Origin of the sequence: Virgibacillus salarius (genome assembly GCF_039521925.1) — a bacterium.
GTDB lineage: Bacteria > Bacillota > Bacilli > Bacillales > Amphibacillaceae > Virgibacillus > Virgibacillus salarius.
The window spans coordinates 1-18,233 of sequence record NZ_BAAACY010000154.1; the positions used below are offsets into that span (position 1 = coordinate 1).

An 18,233-nucleotide genomic window follows, 5' to 3' on the forward strand; every position below is an offset into this window, starting at 1 on the left:
AGCTACTAGAGGAAGCGTAAATCTGAGCATGTAGTGATAAGGACTGAGCGAATTTTGCTCCGTTTTTCTTATGCGGTGAAGCAGAATGTCGAACGATTAAAAACCATTCTAATAAGTAATCTGTCCTCTTTACCTATATGCACAGACAGAGCAAATGGGCATATGGTACATAGAGGTGGTTAATATGGATAATACAGTACATCAATATTTAAATGATCTTATGGATTGGGGAAATGACATAAGTCGGGGGTTAGATGAATCTCTATCGCAAGACAAAAATGAACAAATATTGGAACGCTTAAGAAGTTGGCAATCTACCATTCTTCACTTAAAGGAATCGGAACAATTCATCAGTCAACATGACTTAACAGCAATAAATGCAGAAGGAGAGCGAATTTTGTTTGATATCAAACATTCGAAACAAATAAACAATAGAAATAAGGGAATTCCATATGGACAACGGAAACTTCCGGCTCTGCCATATGCATACAATGCGCTCGAACCTTACATTAGTGAAGAAATAATGCGATTACATCATGACAAGCATCATCAAGGTTATGTCGATGGATTAAATAAAGCGGAGAAAGAACTATATATTAAAAAGCCAGATGCTAAATTTATGAAATATTGGCTTAGGGAACAAGCTTTTCATGGATCAGGACACCAACTGCATACCATTTTTTGGTTCAATATGACTCCCAATTCAACAAAGCAGCCAGAAGGTGAATTATCGCAAAAATTAAACAACGATTTTGGCACATGGGAGCAATTTAAAGCGTTGTTTACCAAAACTGCAACCTCCGTTGAAGGAGATGGTTGGGCTCTTCTATATTGGAACCCGAGGAACGGAAAGCTAGGGGTTCAGTCCTTTGAAAAACATCAATTCTTTCAAATTGCTGATATCATCCCCTTATTAGTATTAGATATGTGGGAACATGCTTATTACTTGCAATATAAAACCGACAAAAAAGCATATATCGAGAATTGGTGGAATGTTGTCAATTGGAATAATGTAAATAATAGGTATAAAAAAGCCAAAAGTCTAATGTGGAACTTATTCTAATTGATGTGCAGTATCTATAAATTACAAAAGTAGGTTATAAACTGCTGTTCCTTTAATGAACAATTGGCATAGGTATATTGTTAATGCATTTGAGGGCGTTCTTAGCTGTGCGAGGAAGTTGAAGCCATGCCCGCGGAAAGTGAAGTATTTTGGATGGAGTGATGATAGAACTTCTTTGAAGTAAACAGATTAAAAAATAAAGTACTTTTGTCCATGCCTCAACGTGTTAGGCTTTTTTTGAACTGTTAAAGGATCTCCATTACTAAAGGTTCGATATGAAATGCTTCCATTAGCTTTCATGCATACAGACGTCTCATTTGCTTTTATATATATATCTAATTCTTCACTCATGCCCACGCTCTATAAATTCACATCGCATATTCAATAAAGAGAAACTTCCATCCAGCTTTTACTAAAACAAATACGTACAAAGGCTTAAATCGCCACGTCCTGTGGCAACGCCTTTGTGACCTACTTCCATGTAGGCCCGAACCAATCGGACATTTACTGGCAGTGGACTCCACACTTTCCCATATTGCTTTTCCTTTATTACTTGAAGTAGGGGTCTTACTGCCAGTTATATGAGGGATAAATCCTAAAAACCAGTAAAGAACAATAATGTAAGTCAATCATAATAGAATATCTAACGCGAAACTGTTTCTTTTAATCATATCTCAATTGTACATGCATAAACTGTATAGACAACACCACCGTAGGAGGAAACCTGCTTATGCGCATTGTAACAGTTGGTATAATAGTACTTATTATCTTGCTATTTTTCCCTTCCATTGGACAAGCAAAGCCGGAAATATCTGGTCAAAATGCGATATTAATGGAGCAATCTACTGGTAGAGTATTATTTGAAAAGAATGCTCATGATCCAGAATCGATTGCGAGTATTACGAAAATTATGACCGCGATTATTGCAATTGAATCAGGGAAAATGCAAGAGAAGGCAAAGACAAGCCGAAAAGCAATATACACGGAGGGCTCCTCGATTTATTTAGAGCAGGGAGAAAAAATGACAATTAACGATCTGGTTTATGGGCTTATGCTTCGATCAGGGAATGATGCAGCTGTTGCTATAAGTGAGCATATTGGCGGGAGTGAAGAGGGGTTTGTTTATCTCATGAACGAAAAAGCGAAATGGCTTGGGATGAATCATACACACTTCGATAACCCTCATGGTCTTGATTCGGATAGCCATTATTCTTCTGCATACGATATGGCAATCTTAATGAGCTACGCAATGAAAAATAAAACGTTTAGAAAAATTACAGGTGCCCAATCGTATTTGTCAGAAAATCGAACATACAGCTGGCAAAATAAAAATAAATTATTAACGCAATATTATGATTATTGCACTGGTGGAAAAACAGGCTATACCAAAAAAACGGGAAGAACACTCGTATCTTCCGCTGAAAAGGATGGAATGAGCCTTATAGCTGTAACATTAGATGCTCCAGATGATTGGCGTGATCATATCCAGATGTTTGAATGGGGGTTTACGAATTATGATATGGAAAAAATTGCAGAGGAGAAATCTATATCCTTTAAGTTAAATGAAAGCTCCAAAGTAATGTCCGGCTATATGCAGGATGATATTGCGTACCCCCTAACCGATAAAGAAAAAGCGAAAGTAACAAATCAATTGTATATAGTAAAGGATGCATCGGAAATAACCAGTGAACGAATCGGTAAAAATGTATTCTACTTAGATGGCAAAGAAATTGCCGAAACGGATGTATTACGAAATGAACAAAAATTAGAACAGCGGAAAACTATTTTTGAGTCATTTATATCGTTGCTTCAACAAGTAGTTGGTGTTGGTGTCAAATGGTAAATGTGATTTGGGCTGCTATGGCACTAGTTGGAATTTTCTACGCCATGCTAAATGGAACAATGGACAAGGTTAACGAGGCAATTTTCGAAAGTGCAAATGAAGCCGTAACATTGTCCATTGGGCTAATAAGTGTGCTTGTATTTTGGTTAGGTATTATGAAAATTGCTGAAGAAGCAGGTATTCTAAGTATCCTTGCAAGGCTCTTTCGTCCAATAGTCGTCCGGTTATTTCCGGATATCCCCAAAGATCATCCAGCTATTGGTTATATACTTTCTAATTTTACTGCCAATATATTTGGTTTAGGAAATGCAGCTACTCCTATGGGAATAAAAGCAATGGAGCAAATGAAACAATTAAGTGGAGATGATACTGCTTCACGATCGATGATTACATTTCTGGCCTTAAATACATCTAGCCTCACGTTAATACCAACTACGGTAATTGCTATTCGAATGCAGTACAATTCCGTTTCTCCTACAGAAATTGTAGGGGCAACGATATTAGCTACATTGGTTTCTTCTTTAAGTGCCATAGTAATTGATCGTATTTTTCATTATAAGAGCAAGTGGAGGACATAAGTGATGGAATTAATAACGACAGTGAGCGCCTGGTTAATCCCTTGTTTTATCGCAATTGTTTTGGTTACAGCTACGTTTAAGAAAGTTCCCTCATATGAATTATTTGTTGAAGGAGGAAAGGAAGGAGTCAAAATGGCATTTTCCTTACTTCCTTTTTTAGTTGGTATGATTGTGTCAATATCCATACTTCGTAGCTCTGGTGCACTAGAAGCTTTTATTCAGTTGATATCCCCCTTGTTAACGATGGTTGGGATACCACCCGATATCATTCCCCTAGCTTTAGTAAGACCTATATCAGGTACTGCTGCACTGGGAATGACAACAGAATTAATTGATACACACGGCCCCGATTCATTTATTGGTAGGTTAGCATCAACGATGCAGGGCAGTACGGATACAACACTATATATTTTAACAATATATTTTGGTGCTATTGGAATTAAAAAGATGCGATATGCGTTGAAAGTTGGACTATTAGCTGATTTAATTGGTATAATAGCATCAATCGTTATTGTATCCATATTATTTGGATAAGACTTAAGAGTGGCGTTAACTTCTTGTTAACGCTATTATAATGGTTGAAAATATATAGGTAATGGTGATAAAATGTCAAATTCCAAAGAACGTTTACAAAAAGTAATTGCACAAAGCGGTATAACCTCAAGGCGTAAAGCTGAACAGTTAATACAAGAAGGAAAAGTTAAGGTGAATCAAAAAGTAGTGACGAAGCTTGGAACAAAAGTGACTGCAAATGATGAAATAGAGGTAGATGGTATGCCGTTGGAAAAAGAAGCTCCAGTTTATTTTATGTTATACAAGCCAAGAGGAGTAATATCCAGCTTACAAGATGATAAAGGAAGAAAAGTGGTAACCGATTTACTTGGTGAAGTAGACGAGCGTGTTTTTCCAATTGGAAGATTAGATTATGATACATCTGGAATACTGATACTAACGAATGATGGTGAATTTGCTAATCTTCTAATGCACCCACGTTATGAGGTTGACAAAGTATATATAGCAAAAGTCAAAGGTACTCCAGAGAAATCGGAATTAGCTCAATTAAGAAAAGGAGTACGCTCAGATGGTGATCTATTGAAGGCAATCCAGTATCGCGTACTATCTACCGACAGGAAAAATAATCATATGATTTTGCAACTAACCTTACGTGAAGGCAAAAATAGACATGTACGCAGAATGATGGATGGGTTAGGATACCCTGTATTAAAGCTAAAGAGGGAAAATTATGGGCTTTTAACCTTGGATGGATTAAAACCAGGGGAATATCGCCCATTAACCCCTAAGGAAGTAAAGCAAATGCGTAATTTGGCAACAAAAAATGTTGAAGAATAGTCAAAAAATAATAGCAAGCAAAATGATATAATGACTCTGGGAGTTGATTCGTTTGAGTCTTGAAGAAATGAAAAAAAAGAAGAAGAGCAAAAAGCGAAACCGCTTAATTTTTAGGTCTGTTATTTTAGCAATATTAGTAGCTGCTGTTGTTTTTGCTGTGATATCAAATCTAAAAGAGGATAAGATTATCTATAAAGTAGGGGACGATGCACCTGATTTCCAGTTGCAGCAAATTAATAAAAACAACGAGACTGAAACGATTCGGTTAAGTGACCTAGAAGGAAAAGGTGTAATGCTTAATTTTTGGGGTACGTGGTGTGAACCTTGTAAAGCCGAAATGCCCTATATGCAGAAATTGTACCCTAAATACAAAGAGAAGGGAGTAGAGATTGTAGCAGTCAGTCTAGATTCGACAAAATTGGTTGTCGATCGATTTATAGAAGAGTATGATTTAACTTTCCCTATTCCTTTTGATAAAAGTGGACAAGTAAGGGACTTGTATAAAGTAGGTCCGATTCCTAGTACTGTATTCATTAATCCAGAAGGAAAGATTGAAGAAGTAGTGAACGGTGCTTTAACATTAGATCGATTAGAAGGATACCTTCAGGAAATAGAGCCGAAATAGCAACAGAGTCTATAATTATGGAGAGATTTAAATGAAAAAAATTAAATGTGAATGCGGTCATGTAAATCCAGAAGGTACTGTGCTTTGCGAGGCATGTGGTAAACCAATAGAAGGAAACCAACACATAGACGGCAATGATAAGAAAAAATTACTTAACATGCGTTATGATGGTACCGCGCGCAGATCACAAACATACAATAAATCGATAGTGGATAAGATATGGAGCTTTTTCTCTTCGGTGAAGGTAGGGGTTTGGCTAATTGTTATTGCTTTAGTAGCATCGGCGATTGGCTCCATATTTCCGCAAGAAATGTACATACCTCAAAATGCAGTTTCACGTGATCCCGCTATTTTTTATGAAGAGCGCTATGGCATTTTTGGATTAATATTCTATCAACTTGGTTTTCATAATCTATACAGCTCATGGTGGTATATGATTTTAATCGCTTTGATTGGTGTATCACTCGTAATCTGTAGTCTCGATCGGTTCGTGCCATTGTTTAAAGCACTTCGAAAACAACGGGCGAAACGGCATGAGACTTTTCTAAGCAGGCAACGGCTATTTAGTGAAACAGAAACTGTATCTTCTGAAGACTGGGCTGCCCTTAAAGAAGGCTTAAAGAAACAACGCTATAAAATGACAGAAGAAGATGGACATCTTCTCGCGGAAAAGGGGAGATTTTCGAGATGGGGTCCGTATGTTAATCATATCGGTTTAATCATTATTCTACTTGCAGCCTTGCTACGAACAACTCCGCTTTTTTATATGGATGAATATGTATGGATACGTGAGGGCGAACAGCTCGTGCTGCCAGGGACAGATCAGGAATATTATATAAAGAATAAAGATTTTATCATTGATAATCATGATCCGAATGATACACGTTTTAAAGAGGCAATCTCCAAAGAGGGGGGAGAAGTACCTAGTAATTACCAAACTGACGTCATTATTTATAAGGCAAAGCAACCAGAAGTAACTGGGGCAGAACCTGAATTAGAAAAAATTATCGAGGACGACATTCGCATGAATAAGCCTGTTAAATTTGATGGTTATGCTGTTTATCAACAAGGCTATCAATTAAACGAATTTACTAGTATGTCGTTTAAGGTGCATAAAACAGATGATCCTGATGAAAAGGCTCTGGGCTCGTTTACTATTGATTTAACTTCCCCTAAGTCGGAATACAAGCTAGAAAATGGCTTTCGAGTAGAAATTAATAAATACTATCCAGATTATTATTTGGATGATGATGGTGTACCAGCCTCAGAAACGAATTATCCTAGAAATCCAGCGTTTGTTATGCTAGTACATCCTCCAAACGGGGAAGAGCCAGAAATTAGCTTCTTAGGGATTGGTAAAAATATTGATGCAACAGGTGAAAATGATTACAACGTAGGAATTACTGATTTTGAAATGCATGATGTGAGTGGGTTACGGATTAGACGTGATTACTCATTACCGTATTTCATGGTTGGGGCAGTAATTTTTATGATTGGAGTTATACAAGGAATGTATTGGCAACATCGGAGAATCTGGATTCGGCCTAAAGATGGTGGAATATTACTAGCTGCACATACGAACAAAAATTGGCATGGAGTAAAAAAAGATATAGAAAAGGTAATTGCAGGTACGAAAGTAAAAATGGTTTCAGATCAGCAAGAACTGGATGAATAGCTAATAAGCTATAAGGAGGGTTTATATGAGTAATAATTTCATTGAATTAAGCAGTACGCTGCTTTATACTGCTTTTTTCCTTTACTTAATAGCAACGGTGTTTTTCTCTTTTACAATTGGGAGTAAACGGAAATCAGATGGAAAGGCAGCAAAAATAGGAATTACTTTAGCAATAATTGGCTTTTTAGCACAGGTGTCATACTTTATCACAAGATGGATGGGGAGTGGACATGCTCCTGTTAGTAACTTATTCGAATTCATGACGTTCTTTGGTATGGCAATTGTGTTAGGGTTTATCATTATTTATTTTATTTACAAACTTCCTGTACTGGGGTTGTTTGCTCTACCAGTAGCACTAATTATCATCGCGTATGCGAGTATGTTCCCAACCGAGGTATCGCCTCTTATTCCATCACTGCAAAGTCATTGGTTATATATACATGTAACAACTGTGTCACTTGCACAGGGAATATTAACGATCAGCTTTGTTGCGGGATTAATTTATTTAATAAGACAAATTGATCAAACCAAACTTACAAGAAGATCATTTTCATTAGAAGTTATTCTTTATTCATTAATACTCTTTGTAGGATTTATACTAGCTTCGACCCTATTTAGTGTGATGAATTACAATGTTTCATTTGAACAACCTACTACTGGTAATAATGTTGTTGAAGTAGAATATCATATGCCGGCGATAGCTAGTCCGAATGATAGTACATTAATTACAAAAGATGTCATGAACCCATGGTTTGAGACACCGGAATGGATGCATGGAGCTGATGCAGGTAGAAAATTAAACACGCTTATTTGGTCATTCATCTTCGGTACAGGTCTCTATCTTTTATTATTTCTTGTTTTCAGAAAAAGGATTGGTGCGGTAATCCAACCGTTACTTAAAAATGCAAGACCAGATCTACTTGACGAGATATGTTATCGAGCGGTCGCAATTGGCTTCCCAGCTTTCACTTTAGGTGGACTAATCTTTGCGGCAATCTGGGCAGAAGAAGCTTGGGGTAGATTCTGGGGCTGGGATCCGAAAGAGGTTTGGGCTCTCATTACTTGGTTCTTCTATGCAGCGTTTTTACATCTACGATTATCAAGAGGATGGCATGGAGAAAAATCCGCTTGGTTAGCAGCGGTTGGGTTTGCAATCATTATGTTTAATTTAATTGTTGTAAACCTTGTACTTGCAGGGCTACACTCTTATGCATAACATGAAATGATAGCAAGGCATCATTATACTTCTAGTGATGCCTTGTTTTTTCTTATACTTTTTGAACATCTTCGTTTATACTCATAATAGAATAGGTAACGTTAAGGGGGATCAACTAGCATGGATATAGAAGCTAAAGTTTTGATAGTAGATGATGAAGAAAGAATTCGACGATTATTACGTATGTATATGGAGCGTGATGGTTTTACTGTGGAAGAAGCAGAAAATGGAACGGATGCATTAGAGCTCGCATTAAATAATGACTATGATGTTATTCTGTTGGATATCATGATGCCAGAAATGGATGGAATCGAAGTCTGCCAGGAGCTAAGGAAAGAAAAAGACACACCTGTTATTATGCTGACGGCAAAAGGGGAAGAAGCTAATCGTGTCCAAGGATTTGAAATAGGTGTTGATGATTATATTGTTAAACCGTTTAGTCCACGTGAAGTGGTATTACGTGTGAAAGCAATCCTTCGTAGGGTGACCAGTTCATCGTTTAATGAAACAGAATCTGCGACAAAAAATATTATGGTCTTCCCACATATTACGATTGATCATGATGCACATCGAGTAACTGCTGACGGAAAAGAAGTAAGTCTAACTCCAAAAGAATATGAGTTATTGTGTTTTTTAGCTAAATCTCCTGATAAAGTATTTAATCGTGAACATTTGCTAAAGGAAGTATGGCAATATGAATTCTTTGGAGATTTACGGACAGTTGATACCCATGTTAAACGATTAAGAGAGAAGCTGAATCATGTTTCTAAAGAGGCAGCAAAAATGATCGTGACAGTATGGGGTGTAGGCTATAAATTTGAGGTGGATGAATAATAATGTTTTGGCGAAGTGTTGTTGGTAAACTAGCAATAACCATCCTATTGCTAGTTTCTTTTGTATTGTTTATTTTGACTATTTTACTATTACAATTTTTTGAGGATTTTCATATTCAGGAAGCAGAGCAAGATATGCACCAAACAGCAACGAAGGTATCTGTACTTGTTCAATCCCAACAAAAGTCCAATGTTATGGAGACGACCGAACGTGTAAAAGACCCAGCAAGCAGAGTTGCTATCGTTTTTGAAGATGGGGAACTATGGGTGTCGAATAGTGAAGATAAAAATCTGTTAAAATTACAAAAAGAGTGGATTGAAAGCGAAGAAGACTTATCAGAAGTTTTAACCACGAATAGGCAAGTAAGAAAACAACTCTTTCTACCAGGGAATCAAATGGAAGCTATGATTGTTGGAATTCCTATAGAAAACCAAGAGGGTGCAGTTTTTGTATATCAATCGTTAGATGTAATTGATCAAACGAAAGCAGAGACGACAAAAAGAATATTTCTTGCAGCAGGAATTGCAATTGTTTTGACTACTATTTTTGCCTTTTTCTTATCGACGAGAATAACTTCCCCGTTAATCAAGATGCGTGAAGCAGCATTTGATTTAACTAGAGGAGAATTTAATACAAAGGTCCCAATACTAACACATGATGAAATTGGAGAACTAGCGTTAGCATTTAATCGTATGGGCAGACAATTGAAATTCCATTTAAATGCATTACGGCAAGAGAAAGAACAATTATCAAGTATCGTAAGTTCTATGGCAGATGGTGTTATTACACTAAACCGTAGTGGAGATATGATTGTAACAAATTCACCTGCAGAACGATTTATCGAAGATTGGTATTATGAAAATAATATGCAAAATCAGCAAGAAGAACGAAAGCTTCCTAGCGAATTAAATGAGATTTTACAAGAAGTTATAGAGGGTGAAAAGGAAGCGATTCACGAGCTTAGTTTACAAGGTAGAAATTGGGTAATGGTAATGACCCCATTATATGATCAATCCTATGTAAGAGGAGCGGTTGCCGTGATTCGTGACATGACAGAAGAAAGAAGAATGGATAAACTTAGGGAGGACTTTATTGCTAATGTCTCACATGAATTACGTACGCCGATTTCGATGCTTCAGGGGTATAGTGAAGCCATTGTAGATGATATAGCTGAATCAAAAGAAGAAAAGAATGAGCTCGCACAAATCATTCATGAAGAGTCTTTACGTATGGGAAGACTAGTCAATGAATTATTGGATCTTGCCCGAATGGAGGCAGGTCATATTCACTTAAATTTAGAAACCGTAGAAGTAGAAAAATATGTAGAGAGAATCCTAAAGAAATTTAATGGATTAGCTTTAGATAATCAAATTACTCTCTCGCTAGATAAGCAGCTAAGTGAAGCATATGTACAAATTGATCCAGACAGAATTGAACAAGTTTTTACAAATCTCATTGATAATGCAATTCGTCATACAAGTGAACAGGGATTTGTTAAAGTAAAAGTTTCTAATGATGAACATGGACTTCAGGTTGAGATTGAAGATAGTGGTAGCGGAATTCCTGAAGAAGATTTACCTTTTGTTTTTGAACGTTTTTATAAAGCCGATAAATCAAGAACGAGAGATAAGAAGAAAAAAGGTACTGGCTTAGGCTTAGCCATTGCAAAGAATATTATTGATGCACATAATGGAATCATTAATGTGAATAGTAAAATAAATCAAGGTACAGCCTTTAGTTTTAAAATACCGAAAAACAAGGAAAGTTAAATTTATGTTATGATATGTTTGCAAATATGGAAGGAATGGGGAGGATAACAATGAAGCAATGGATGTTTCGGTTGATAGCTGTGTTTATGGTTGTTGTATTATTAGCTGGATGTGGTACTGAAGATTCAACAGATCAAGCTACACAGAAAGAAGCAAATAATACAACAGAAAATCAAGGGAGTAACACAGAGCAGTCTGAAGAAACAGTCCTAATAACCATTACAAAAGATCATGGTGAGGAATATATTCACGAAAAGGAGGTACCCATTGAAGAAGGTGATATCTTAATGGATGTCATGGAGGAGAACTTCTACATTGAAACAGAACAGAATGGTACGTTCATTACTTCAATTGAAAGGGTAGCTGCTAAAGAAGGAGAAAAGAAGGGCTGGATTTATACAGTTAATGGAGAAATGGCAAAGGTAGGTGCTGCTGAGTATGAACTAAAGCCTGATGATAAGGTCGTTTTTGATTTCCAAGCTTGGGAATGATGTAATTGAACCCATATAAATTAACCTTATTAGCGATTTTAGCAGCACTAGCTATTGTTGGGAGATACGCCTTCGTTTTTATCCCAAATGTACAGCCCGTTACGTCCATTATAATTATTACTGGTTTGATCTTGGGGCCGGGTGCTGCTGTAATACTATCGTTACTTATAACATTTGTTTCTAATATGCTGTTGGGTATGGGGATTTGGGTGATATGGCAAACCGTTGCTTGGGGGATTATCGGTTTAATAAGTGGAATTATCGGAAATGTTTTCACCCGCATATCTTTTCCTTTTATTGTATTTTTTTCAATTTTTTGTGGGTATTTTTATGGTTTGATTATTTCATTAACAAACTATCAGATAAGTGGGGAGTTTTGGGCTTACTATTTTAGTGGTCTTTTATTTGATACAAACCACGCAATTGGTAATGCCGTGTTTATGATGTTTTTTTATCCTTTTATTAGCTATTTAGTAAAGAAATATGCAGCAGATACATTTGCTAAGAAAAATGCTGACCGTTGAGTCAGTATTTTTTTATAGACTCGTAAATTATAAAATTAGCCCAAGTGGATAAAGATGGGCGTGTTGAGCCGCGTCCAGCTCCAGCGCCCAGAAGCTAGGTGACTTCACGAATCACCCTAATCTAAGTCATCATCGACTCGCCAGCACACCGTGATTCCTTTATCTCCGTTGACTCGCTCCAGTCGCTACGTTTCTCATCTGGCGCCTGTGCTTTTGTTCTCTTTAAAATTATGTCGTGTATCCTTGCACATATGCTCCTGTCAATTTATAGTTATAGATAATTGAATGTAACCTTTTTATTGGTTTAAGCGACTATTGAAGGTGAACGGGGGATCTTAATGGAGATCGTTTTTGAGGAATTGTATGAAAAGTATCATAAAGATTTATATCAGTTTGTTTTTTATATGGTAAAGGATAGGTTGACAACTGAAGATCTCGTTCAGGAAGTATATATTAAAGTACTAAAATCACACCATCATTTTAAAGGTGATAGTAGTGTTAGAACTTGGTTATTTTCTATTGCGAGACATGTAACCATTGACTATTTTCGGTCGCAAAACAGAAAAAGAAAACGAATACTTACGTTTTTTGATTGGACAACAAAAGGAGAAAAAATCGAGGATGTTCATCCATTGCCTGATGAAGTAGCGATTCAGAGTGAGGAACTGAAACAAATTTACAACTGTTTAGATCAATGTACAATTGATCAAAAGAGTGTCATTATTTTACGATACATGCAGTCATTTTCTATAAAGGAAACGGCGGAAATATTAAATTTTAGTGAAAGTAAAGTGAAAACAACCCAGCATCGTGCTTTAAAGGCATTGCGTACATATATAGAAAATCAAGATGAAGGAGGAGAACGTAGATGAATCACAATGATGATCGGGATAAACACTTAATTGAACAACTTAACCAATTACCTAAAATTGAAGATAAACGATCTAAAGAAGAGATTTATCAACGTATTTCCTCTGCGCAACATACTAAAAAGTCACATAAAATTTTTCCAGTACTTGGCCTTGTTACAGCAGTAGCTATCCTGTTTTTCATGATAGCTCCGTCGATCATGGATAGGAACCAGCAAGAGATGAGTGATAAATCCGTTAACGATGTAAAGCAATTTAATCAGGAAAGCAAAGAGGAAAGTGGTTTAGGCTTAGAAGGAGAGGAGCAAGGCATGGCTGGTCAAGGAAATATATTGGAGAAACAAGATAGTTCAACTGTGAATAGCTCGTTAGTTGTTAATGAAACGGAATCTTCAGATCAACTCGTATATGCAGCTGTCGCAGAAAAACAAATGCAGTATATCATCCCTCTAACCTTCATTGTTCCTGACTCAAGTGTAAATGAGGCTTATAATCAATTGGATCAGTTGATAGCAACCACTAATCAAGACAACGACATCTATTTATTCCGGGATATCAAGTACCAATTTGATGAGGAGAATAATCAAGTTAGCTTAAATTTACCGAATGGCTTTTCACTTGGTAATGGTACAGCTACTGCTGGAATGTTCCAGAGAATGTTAGCTGTAATGTTTCAGCCCTACCAAATAGAAAGGGTTAAATTTACTGGGAATTTAGATAACGTGGACTTTGGTGAGATGGGCCGAGTGAAGGAAATGTCGATAAAAGAAACGAAAACGTTTAGTTATAAATTATACGATCAAGCAGCACAAAAAAGGCTTATACAAGTACCGAATGAGGAACATGAAACAATTATTGATGCGATTAATAAGCTAAAAACAAGTGAAGAATCGTATCATGTTGAGCGAACGATTCCTAAAGATATGCAATTCTCGATCCATTCAAATGATCAGTCTTTACGGTTGGAGTTTAGAAATGACTCTAGCTTGACAAATAATGAAGAAGGAATAACGATGATTGAATCAATATTAATGACAGCCAAGAGCTATGGATATGTGGAAGTGCAATTTGAAAATGCTTCTATAGAACGTGTAGGGGAATATGATTTAACAAAGCCAATTCCGGTACCTGTTGCCGCAAATCCAATAAAAAAATAAAGACACTGTCTTAAATCTTAAAAACCGATCGTGATAATTTTAACAGGTCGGTTTTCTTCTTTATTTGCATTTATTTGAATTACCTCCTATTTCATGACTTTTGGGACAGCCCTTTTTCTATGGTTTGGGTTGTTGTAAACTATATGTATAGTCTATCTACTGTAAAGAGTTTCTGTAAACAGAAGTTACGAAACGGTTGGATAGGTGAGATGTAGCTTAGTAAATATCTAATAGATGATGCTTGTAATGGAAGAATGCCACGATTCTCGCCATGTCCAACATAAGGGATACTTACCTTATCATAATCATAGTCACAGGTGACTACTGTACCACAAGCAGTATATTTTCTCTATCTACTTTTGCAATGATTTATATCTCCTAGCTCTTTGAAGTATGCTATCTTTCTCCTGCAATAGTGTAAACTGGAAAATAAATAGTGTCATTACCTATAATGTTATCGTTCGAAGAATCGATTGAAAAAGGGGGGATAAAAATGATACTAGATGGGATCATTTTGACGAGCACCTCATATTTAAACAAAGAGCGATCCATATCAGCTATCTTTCACATTATAACAGGTAAAAAATCGATTCAGACTGTACAAGATATTCACATGTACCAATTAAAAAGTTTTTATGGTGTTTATCCCAGTTTGGATAAAGCGGTTTTCCAAAAACAAATACGTTATTTAATAAAGGAAGACTGTTTAAGGATATGTAATGAAGAAAAACAAATATATAAACTGACTCCTGTAGGAAGCAGGCGATTAAACGAGGTGGGAGAAAGCTCAACGTTAAAATTATTGAACGGTTTTCGCTTTGCCGGGTTAGAAAAAATTTATTTCGATAGGTTACGATTATTGCTCCAAACATTGATAAATAGTAGGATGGGCAATTTTAACTTTATCCCTGTAATTGAAAATAAGGAAGTGGAAGTATGGGTGAAGTGGTACTATATAAAAATAAAGCCAACACGATCAAAGGTCTTACTACATTTCTATGAGGAATTAGAAATGTTGCTTAGCCGATTTCCTGATATTGTTGCCGAAATGTTTGTTGATCGGTTAACAGGGTATAAGAACTTTGGCAAAAGTGTTTATCAATTAGCACAGCAGTATGGTGTACAAAAAGATGAGATACAGCTCCAAATTACAGCTTACTTACACTATATATTGGAAACCGTTGAAAGAGAAAAAGATTGTTTCCCTTATCTGGCCAGTATAGCAGATGATTTATCAGCGAATACATCATTAACAAAGACAGCTCAAGCTACTTATCAATTACTGAAAAACGGAATGCCGGTGCAGAGGATAGCACGTATCAGAAATCTTAAAATAAATACGATTCAGGATCATATTGTGGAAATTGCCTTGTACGACGTTCATTTCCCTATAGAAAAGTACGTATCCCAAGCAGATCAACAAGAAATTATTAATGCTCATGTTGAAACTAATTCGTATAAATTAAGTGTAATTAAAGAACATGTTCCTAATCGTATCGATTATTTTCAAATTCGATTAGTATTAGCAGTTTTAAACCATGGAGTGAAAATAGGTGAATAATGTAGAAAATCAATTAAATTTAAGACATGAGTTGAAGAAGCATTTTGGATATGATGCTTTTCGTAAAGGACAACGTGAAATAATTGAAGATGTTATGCGGGGGGAGAATGTATTAGGCATATTACCAACTGGTTCTGGCAAATCGATCTGCTATCAGCTTCCAGCTAAACTGCTGGATGGAGTAACAATTGTAGTGTCACCTCTCATATCTTTAATGATTGATCAAGTAAAACATCTAAAGGCTATGAATTTTAAGCAGGTAGTTGCTATTAACAGTTTTATGAATAGGTCTGAACGGTATACTGTATGGAATCAACTACATACATATAAATTAATTTACCTATCTCCTGAACTATTGCAACAGGATAAGCTACAAAGGAAGCTTCGTCAGCTGCAAATCAGCTTATTTGTTATCGATGAAGCGCATTGTATATCGCAATGGGGACATGAATTTAGACCAGATTATTTAAAGTTAAGTCAGAGTATAGAAAGTTATGGAAATCCACCAGTATTAGCTTTGAGTGCTACCGCCACACCAAAAGTGCAAGAAGATATTATTGAAGCATTAGGTAGAAAAGGAACGATTAAACATGTTCATGACATGGATCGAGACAATATTGCGTTTTATATCCAGCATGTAAATGATGATAGCGAAAAACTAGATACGATGGCTCGTTTATTCAAGAGATACCGAGTTCCAACACTAATCTACTTTTCCAGTAGAAGAGTGGCTGAAGACGTAGCACATGAGCTATCTAATAAGCTTTCCTATCAAATAGCTGTTTATCATGGTGGAATGGAACAGCATGATCGAGTTACCATTCAACAGCAATTTATGAACAATCAATTAGATATTGTTTGCTGCACTAGTGCATTTGGAATGGGGATAAACAAGTCTAACATACGTTTGGTTATTCATTACCACATGCCTCCACAAATGGAAGCATTCATTCAAGAGGTGGGAAGAGCAGGGAGAGATGGTGAGCAAAGTATAAGTTTACTATTATTCTCCATAAAAGACATTCACTTGCCGAAGAATATAATAAAGAAAGAATTGCCATTGGAATCCGATATCACTTCTGTATTTAAACGACTATTCACGTTATTTTCATCAAATCAAAGCTTACCAGAACAGATGGACGAACGAGCGGGGATTTTTCAAATGAATGAAGTACAGTGGCGATTTATGCAGTATCAATTAGAAAAACATGGTATTATTAAAAAAAATCGTATTTTTTATGATCAACGTAATTGGCAGCGTGCTTTGCACAAAATAATTGAACATCGTAACAGTCGTACACATTTAAAAGAACAGAAGCTAACAAAAATGATTCATTGGATTCAGCAAAAAGCGTGTTTTCGCAAGCATTTATACCAAGAGTTCCAGACATCTTATGCAACCCCGACTTCTCTATGTTGTAGCAATTGTGGATTTTCTTGGGATGAATGGAATCCGGTACAGACGACAATCAAACGTACAGAACCAAAAACATGGAGAGAAAAATTACAGGAAAAGCTTTTACATGGAGATATACATGAAACAACGTGAACAATTGATATTACAGATGGAAGATAAATCGTTACGGAAGCACCTAGTTATATCGCAGCTTCTATTACTTCTTATTGCTTTTATTGGAAGTGTCTTCGTATTCGATCCTATTGAAGAGCAATGGCGTGAATTATTTAGCTGGGATTTTTCAGAAATCGTTTTTTATGGGGTATTATCTGGTTTATTAATTGCTGGAATTGAAATTATACTAATCGTCATCCTTCCTACAACGTATTATGATGATGGTGGTATTAATTACAAACTATTCCATAAGCAGCCCATTTTCTTTATTTTTTTTATAGCATTGCTAGTAGCTATAGCGGAGGAATTGCTTTTTCGCGGTTTGCTGCAAACCACCTTTGGTTACATAAGTGCAAGCATTATTTTTGCAGTCGTTCACATTAGATACCTAAAAAAACCTGTACTTCTTATCTCCGTAGTCATTGTTAGCTTTTATCTTGGGTATCTGTTCTATGTAACCGAAAATTTAATAGTAACCATTGTTACTCATTTTCTAATAGATAGTTTACTGGGGTTATTTATACGTTTTAAAAGTGAGGTGTGGAAACAATGAGCCAGCAATTAAGCAAACAAGAAGATCAGGCGGAAGAATTAAGGAAATTATTAAATGAAGTAGAAAGTATTAAAGATCCTGAAATGAATAAATCTATAGAATCAGAAGAAGTACAGCTTGAACAAAGGGAAGTAGATATCCTTAATTTACCTCCCCGCAAAGAAGTTCACGGAAATAAAAAGCAGCATACACATATAAAAATAAGTTTACCATTCAGACGATTTATTTTAATTATATTCCTATTAATCATAATCCTAATTGGGGTATACTATCTATTTGGGGGAGATATACCACAGCTCATGAATAATGTCATGGATAGCACCATTAACTAAGAAAGTGAAACTTCCATCCGTGGGATTTTGTATTTTCCACGGATGGTTAGTAGAACCAATCGGACATTTACTGGCAGTTGCCCCCTCACTAACCCATCCTTGGTTTCACTTAAATGTTTGAAGAGGGATCTTACTGCCAGTTATATGCGGGATAAAGTGAAACTTCCATCCGTGGGATTTTGTATTTTCCACGGATGGTTAGTAGAACCAATCGGACATTTAC

General features: G+C 36.2%; 18 protein-coding genes. All 18 read left to right on the forward strand.

Annotated elements, in window-relative coordinates; genetic code table 11:
• The first annotated feature begins 184 nt into the window (after positions 1–184).
• The 18 genes from ABDZ84_RS18990 (at position 185) to ABDZ84_RS19075 (ending at position 18,010) form a co-directional block, all read left to right on the forward strand.
• A complete protein-coding gene (locus ABDZ84_RS18990; protein WP_026681057.1) occupies positions 185–1,063 on the forward strand; it encodes a superoxide dismutase in 879 nt (292 codons plus the stop codon).
• A gap of 730 nt (positions 1,064–1,793) precedes the next feature.
• Entirely contained in the window at positions 1,794–2,906 is a 1,113-nt protein-coding gene (locus tag ABDZ84_RS18995; protein ID WP_026681056.1) for a D-alanyl-D-alanine carboxypeptidase family protein, read from the forward strand.
• Positions 2,900–3,484 carry a nucleoside recognition domain-containing protein gene (locus ABDZ84_RS19000; RefSeq protein WP_026681055.1) on the forward strand — a complete coding sequence of 195 codons (585 nt, stop codon included), beginning with the start codon at positions 2,900–2,902 and terminating at the stop codon, positions 3,482–3,484. Before ABDZ84_RS18995 ends, ABDZ84_RS19000 begins: the two co-directional genes overlap by 7 nt.
• 3 nt (positions 3,485–3,487) lie before the next feature.
• Positions 3,488–4,018: a spore maturation protein gene (locus tag ABDZ84_RS19005; RefSeq protein ID WP_026681054.1), complete on the forward strand. Its 531-nt coding sequence runs from the start codon at positions 3,488–3,490 to the stop codon at positions 4,016–4,018.
• A gap of 72 nt (positions 4,019–4,090) precedes the next feature.
• A complete protein-coding gene (locus tag ABDZ84_RS19010) occupies positions 4,091–4,834 on the forward strand; it encodes a pseudouridine synthase (RefSeq protein WP_026681053.1) in 744 nt (247 codons plus the stop codon).
• Between the two features lie 67 nt (positions 4,835–4,901).
• A complete protein-coding gene (gene resA, locus ABDZ84_RS19015; protein WP_371414013.1) occupies positions 4,902–5,459 on the forward strand; it encodes a thiol-disulfide oxidoreductase ResA in 558 nt (185 codons plus the stop codon).
• 31 nt (positions 5,460–5,490) lie between these two features.
• Positions 5,491–7,134, forward strand: coding sequence for a cytochrome c biogenesis ResB family protein (gene resB, locus ABDZ84_RS19020; RefSeq protein ID WP_026681051.1), 1,644 nt, complete (start codon positions 5,491–5,493; stop codon positions 7,132–7,134).
• 25 nt (positions 7,135–7,159) lie between these two features.
• Entirely contained in the window at positions 7,160–8,350 is a 1,191-nt protein-coding gene (ccsB, locus tag ABDZ84_RS19025; RefSeq protein WP_026681050.1) for a c-type cytochrome biogenesis protein CcsB, read from the forward strand.
• A gap of 120 nt (positions 8,351–8,470) precedes the next feature.
• Positions 8,471–9,184: a response regulator transcription factor gene (locus ABDZ84_RS19030; RefSeq protein ID WP_026681049.1), complete on the forward strand. Its 714-nt coding sequence runs from the start codon at positions 8,471–8,473 to the stop codon at positions 9,182–9,184.
• A gap of 2 nt (positions 9,185–9,186) precedes the next feature.
• Positions 9,187–10,953, forward strand: a complete 1,767-nt coding sequence (locus ABDZ84_RS19035) for an ATP-binding protein (protein WP_026681048.1) — start codon at positions 9,187–9,189, stop codon at positions 10,951–10,953.
• Positions 10,954–11,003: 50 nt separating this feature from the next.
• Positions 11,004–11,444: a DUF4430 domain-containing protein gene (locus ABDZ84_RS19040; protein ID WP_121605081.1), complete on the forward strand. Its 441-nt coding sequence runs from the start codon at positions 11,004–11,006 to the stop codon at positions 11,442–11,444.
• Between the two features lie 5 nt (positions 11,445–11,449).
• Positions 11,450–11,968: an ECF transporter S component gene (locus tag ABDZ84_RS19045; protein ID WP_121605082.1), complete on the forward strand. Its 519-nt coding sequence runs from the start codon at positions 11,450–11,452 to the stop codon at positions 11,966–11,968.
• A gap of 338 nt (positions 11,969–12,306) precedes the next feature.
• On the forward strand, positions 12,307–12,840 hold the full coding sequence (gene sigX / locus ABDZ84_RS19050) for an RNA polymerase sigma factor SigX (RefSeq protein WP_026681045.1): 534 nt from the start codon (positions 12,307–12,309) through the stop codon (positions 12,838–12,840).
• Complete coding sequence (locus ABDZ84_RS19055) at positions 12,837–13,994, forward strand: hypothetical protein (RefSeq protein WP_121605083.1); 1,158 nt, start codon at positions 12,837–12,839, stop codon at positions 13,992–13,994. The genes sigX and ABDZ84_RS19055 overlap by 4 nt, the downstream gene beginning before the upstream one ends.
• A 493-nt stretch (positions 13,995–14,487) precedes the next feature.
• Entirely contained in the window at positions 14,488–15,555 is a 1,068-nt protein-coding gene (locus tag ABDZ84_RS19060; protein WP_026681043.1) for a YpbB family protein, read from the forward strand.
• Entirely contained in the window at positions 15,548–17,104 is a 1,557-nt protein-coding gene (locus ABDZ84_RS19065; RefSeq protein ID WP_026681042.1) for a RecQ family ATP-dependent DNA helicase, read from the forward strand. The genes ABDZ84_RS19060 and ABDZ84_RS19065 overlap by 8 nt, the downstream gene beginning before the upstream one ends.
• Positions 17,091–17,678, forward strand: a complete 588-nt coding sequence (locus tag ABDZ84_RS19070) for a CPBP family intramembrane glutamic endopeptidase (RefSeq protein WP_026681041.1) — start codon at positions 17,091–17,093, stop codon at positions 17,676–17,678. Before ABDZ84_RS19065 ends, ABDZ84_RS19070 begins: the two co-directional genes overlap by 14 nt.
• A complete protein-coding gene (locus ABDZ84_RS19075) occupies positions 17,675–18,010 on the forward strand; it encodes a hypothetical protein (protein WP_026681040.1) in 336 nt (111 codons plus the stop codon). Before ABDZ84_RS19070 ends, ABDZ84_RS19075 begins: the two co-directional genes overlap by 4 nt.
• The last annotated feature ends 223 nt before the right edge of the window (positions 18,011–18,233 follow it).

What these genes read in the sequence shown, in the direction of transcription:
- ABDZ84_RS18990 (WP_026681057.1), top strand. Translation starts at nt 185, where the DNA reads ATGGATAATACAGTACATCAATATTTAAATGATCTTATGGATTGGGGA.
- ABDZ84_RS19035 (WP_026681048.1), top strand. Translation starts at nt 9,187, where the DNA reads ATGTTTTGGCGAAGTGTTGTTGGTAAACTAGCAATAACCATCCTATTG.
- ABDZ84_RS19075 (WP_026681040.1), top strand. Translation starts at nt 17,675, where the DNA reads ATGAGCCAGCAATTAAGCAAACAAGAAGATCAGGCGGAAGAATTAAGG.
- ABDZ84_RS19060 (WP_026681043.1), top strand. Translation starts at nt 14,488, where the DNA reads ATGATACTAGATGGGATCATTTTGACGAGCACCTCATATTTAAACAAA.
- resB (WP_026681051.1), top strand. Translation starts at nt 5,491, where the DNA reads ATGAAAAAAATTAAATGTGAATGCGGTCATGTAAATCCAGAAGGTACT.
- ABDZ84_RS19055 (WP_121605083.1), top strand. Translation starts at nt 12,837, where the DNA reads ATGAATCACAATGATGATCGGGATAAACACTTAATTGAACAACTTAAC.
- ABDZ84_RS19010 (WP_026681053.1), top strand. Translation starts at nt 4,091, where the DNA reads ATGTCAAATTCCAAAGAACGTTTACAAAAAGTAATTGCACAAAGCGGT.
- ABDZ84_RS19005 (WP_026681054.1), top strand. Translation starts at nt 3,488, where the DNA reads ATGGAATTAATAACGACAGTGAGCGCCTGGTTAATCCCTTGTTTTATC.
- resA (WP_371414013.1), top strand. Translation starts at nt 4,902, where the DNA reads ATGAAAAAAAAGAAGAAGAGCAAAAAGCGAAACCGCTTAATTTTTAGG.
- ABDZ84_RS19070 (WP_026681041.1), top strand. Translation starts at nt 17,091, where the DNA reads ATGAAACAACGTGAACAATTGATATTACAGATGGAAGATAAATCGTTA.
- sigX (WP_026681045.1), top strand. Translation starts at nt 12,307, where the DNA reads ATGGAGATCGTTTTTGAGGAATTGTATGAAAAGTATCATAAAGATTTA.
- ABDZ84_RS19030 (WP_026681049.1), top strand. Translation starts at nt 8,471, where the DNA reads ATGGATATAGAAGCTAAAGTTTTGATAGTAGATGATGAAGAAAGAATT.
- ABDZ84_RS19040 (WP_121605081.1), top strand. Translation starts at nt 11,004, where the DNA reads ATGAAGCAATGGATGTTTCGGTTGATAGCTGTGTTTATGGTTGTTGTA.
- ABDZ84_RS19000 (WP_026681055.1), top strand. Translation starts at nt 2,900, where the DNA reads ATGGTAAATGTGATTTGGGCTGCTATGGCACTAGTTGGAATTTTCTAC.
- ccsB (WP_026681050.1), top strand. Translation starts at nt 7,160, where the DNA reads ATGAGTAATAATTTCATTGAATTAAGCAGTACGCTGCTTTATACTGCT.
- ABDZ84_RS18995 (WP_026681056.1), top strand. Translation starts at nt 1,794, where the DNA reads ATGCGCATTGTAACAGTTGGTATAATAGTACTTATTATCTTGCTATTT.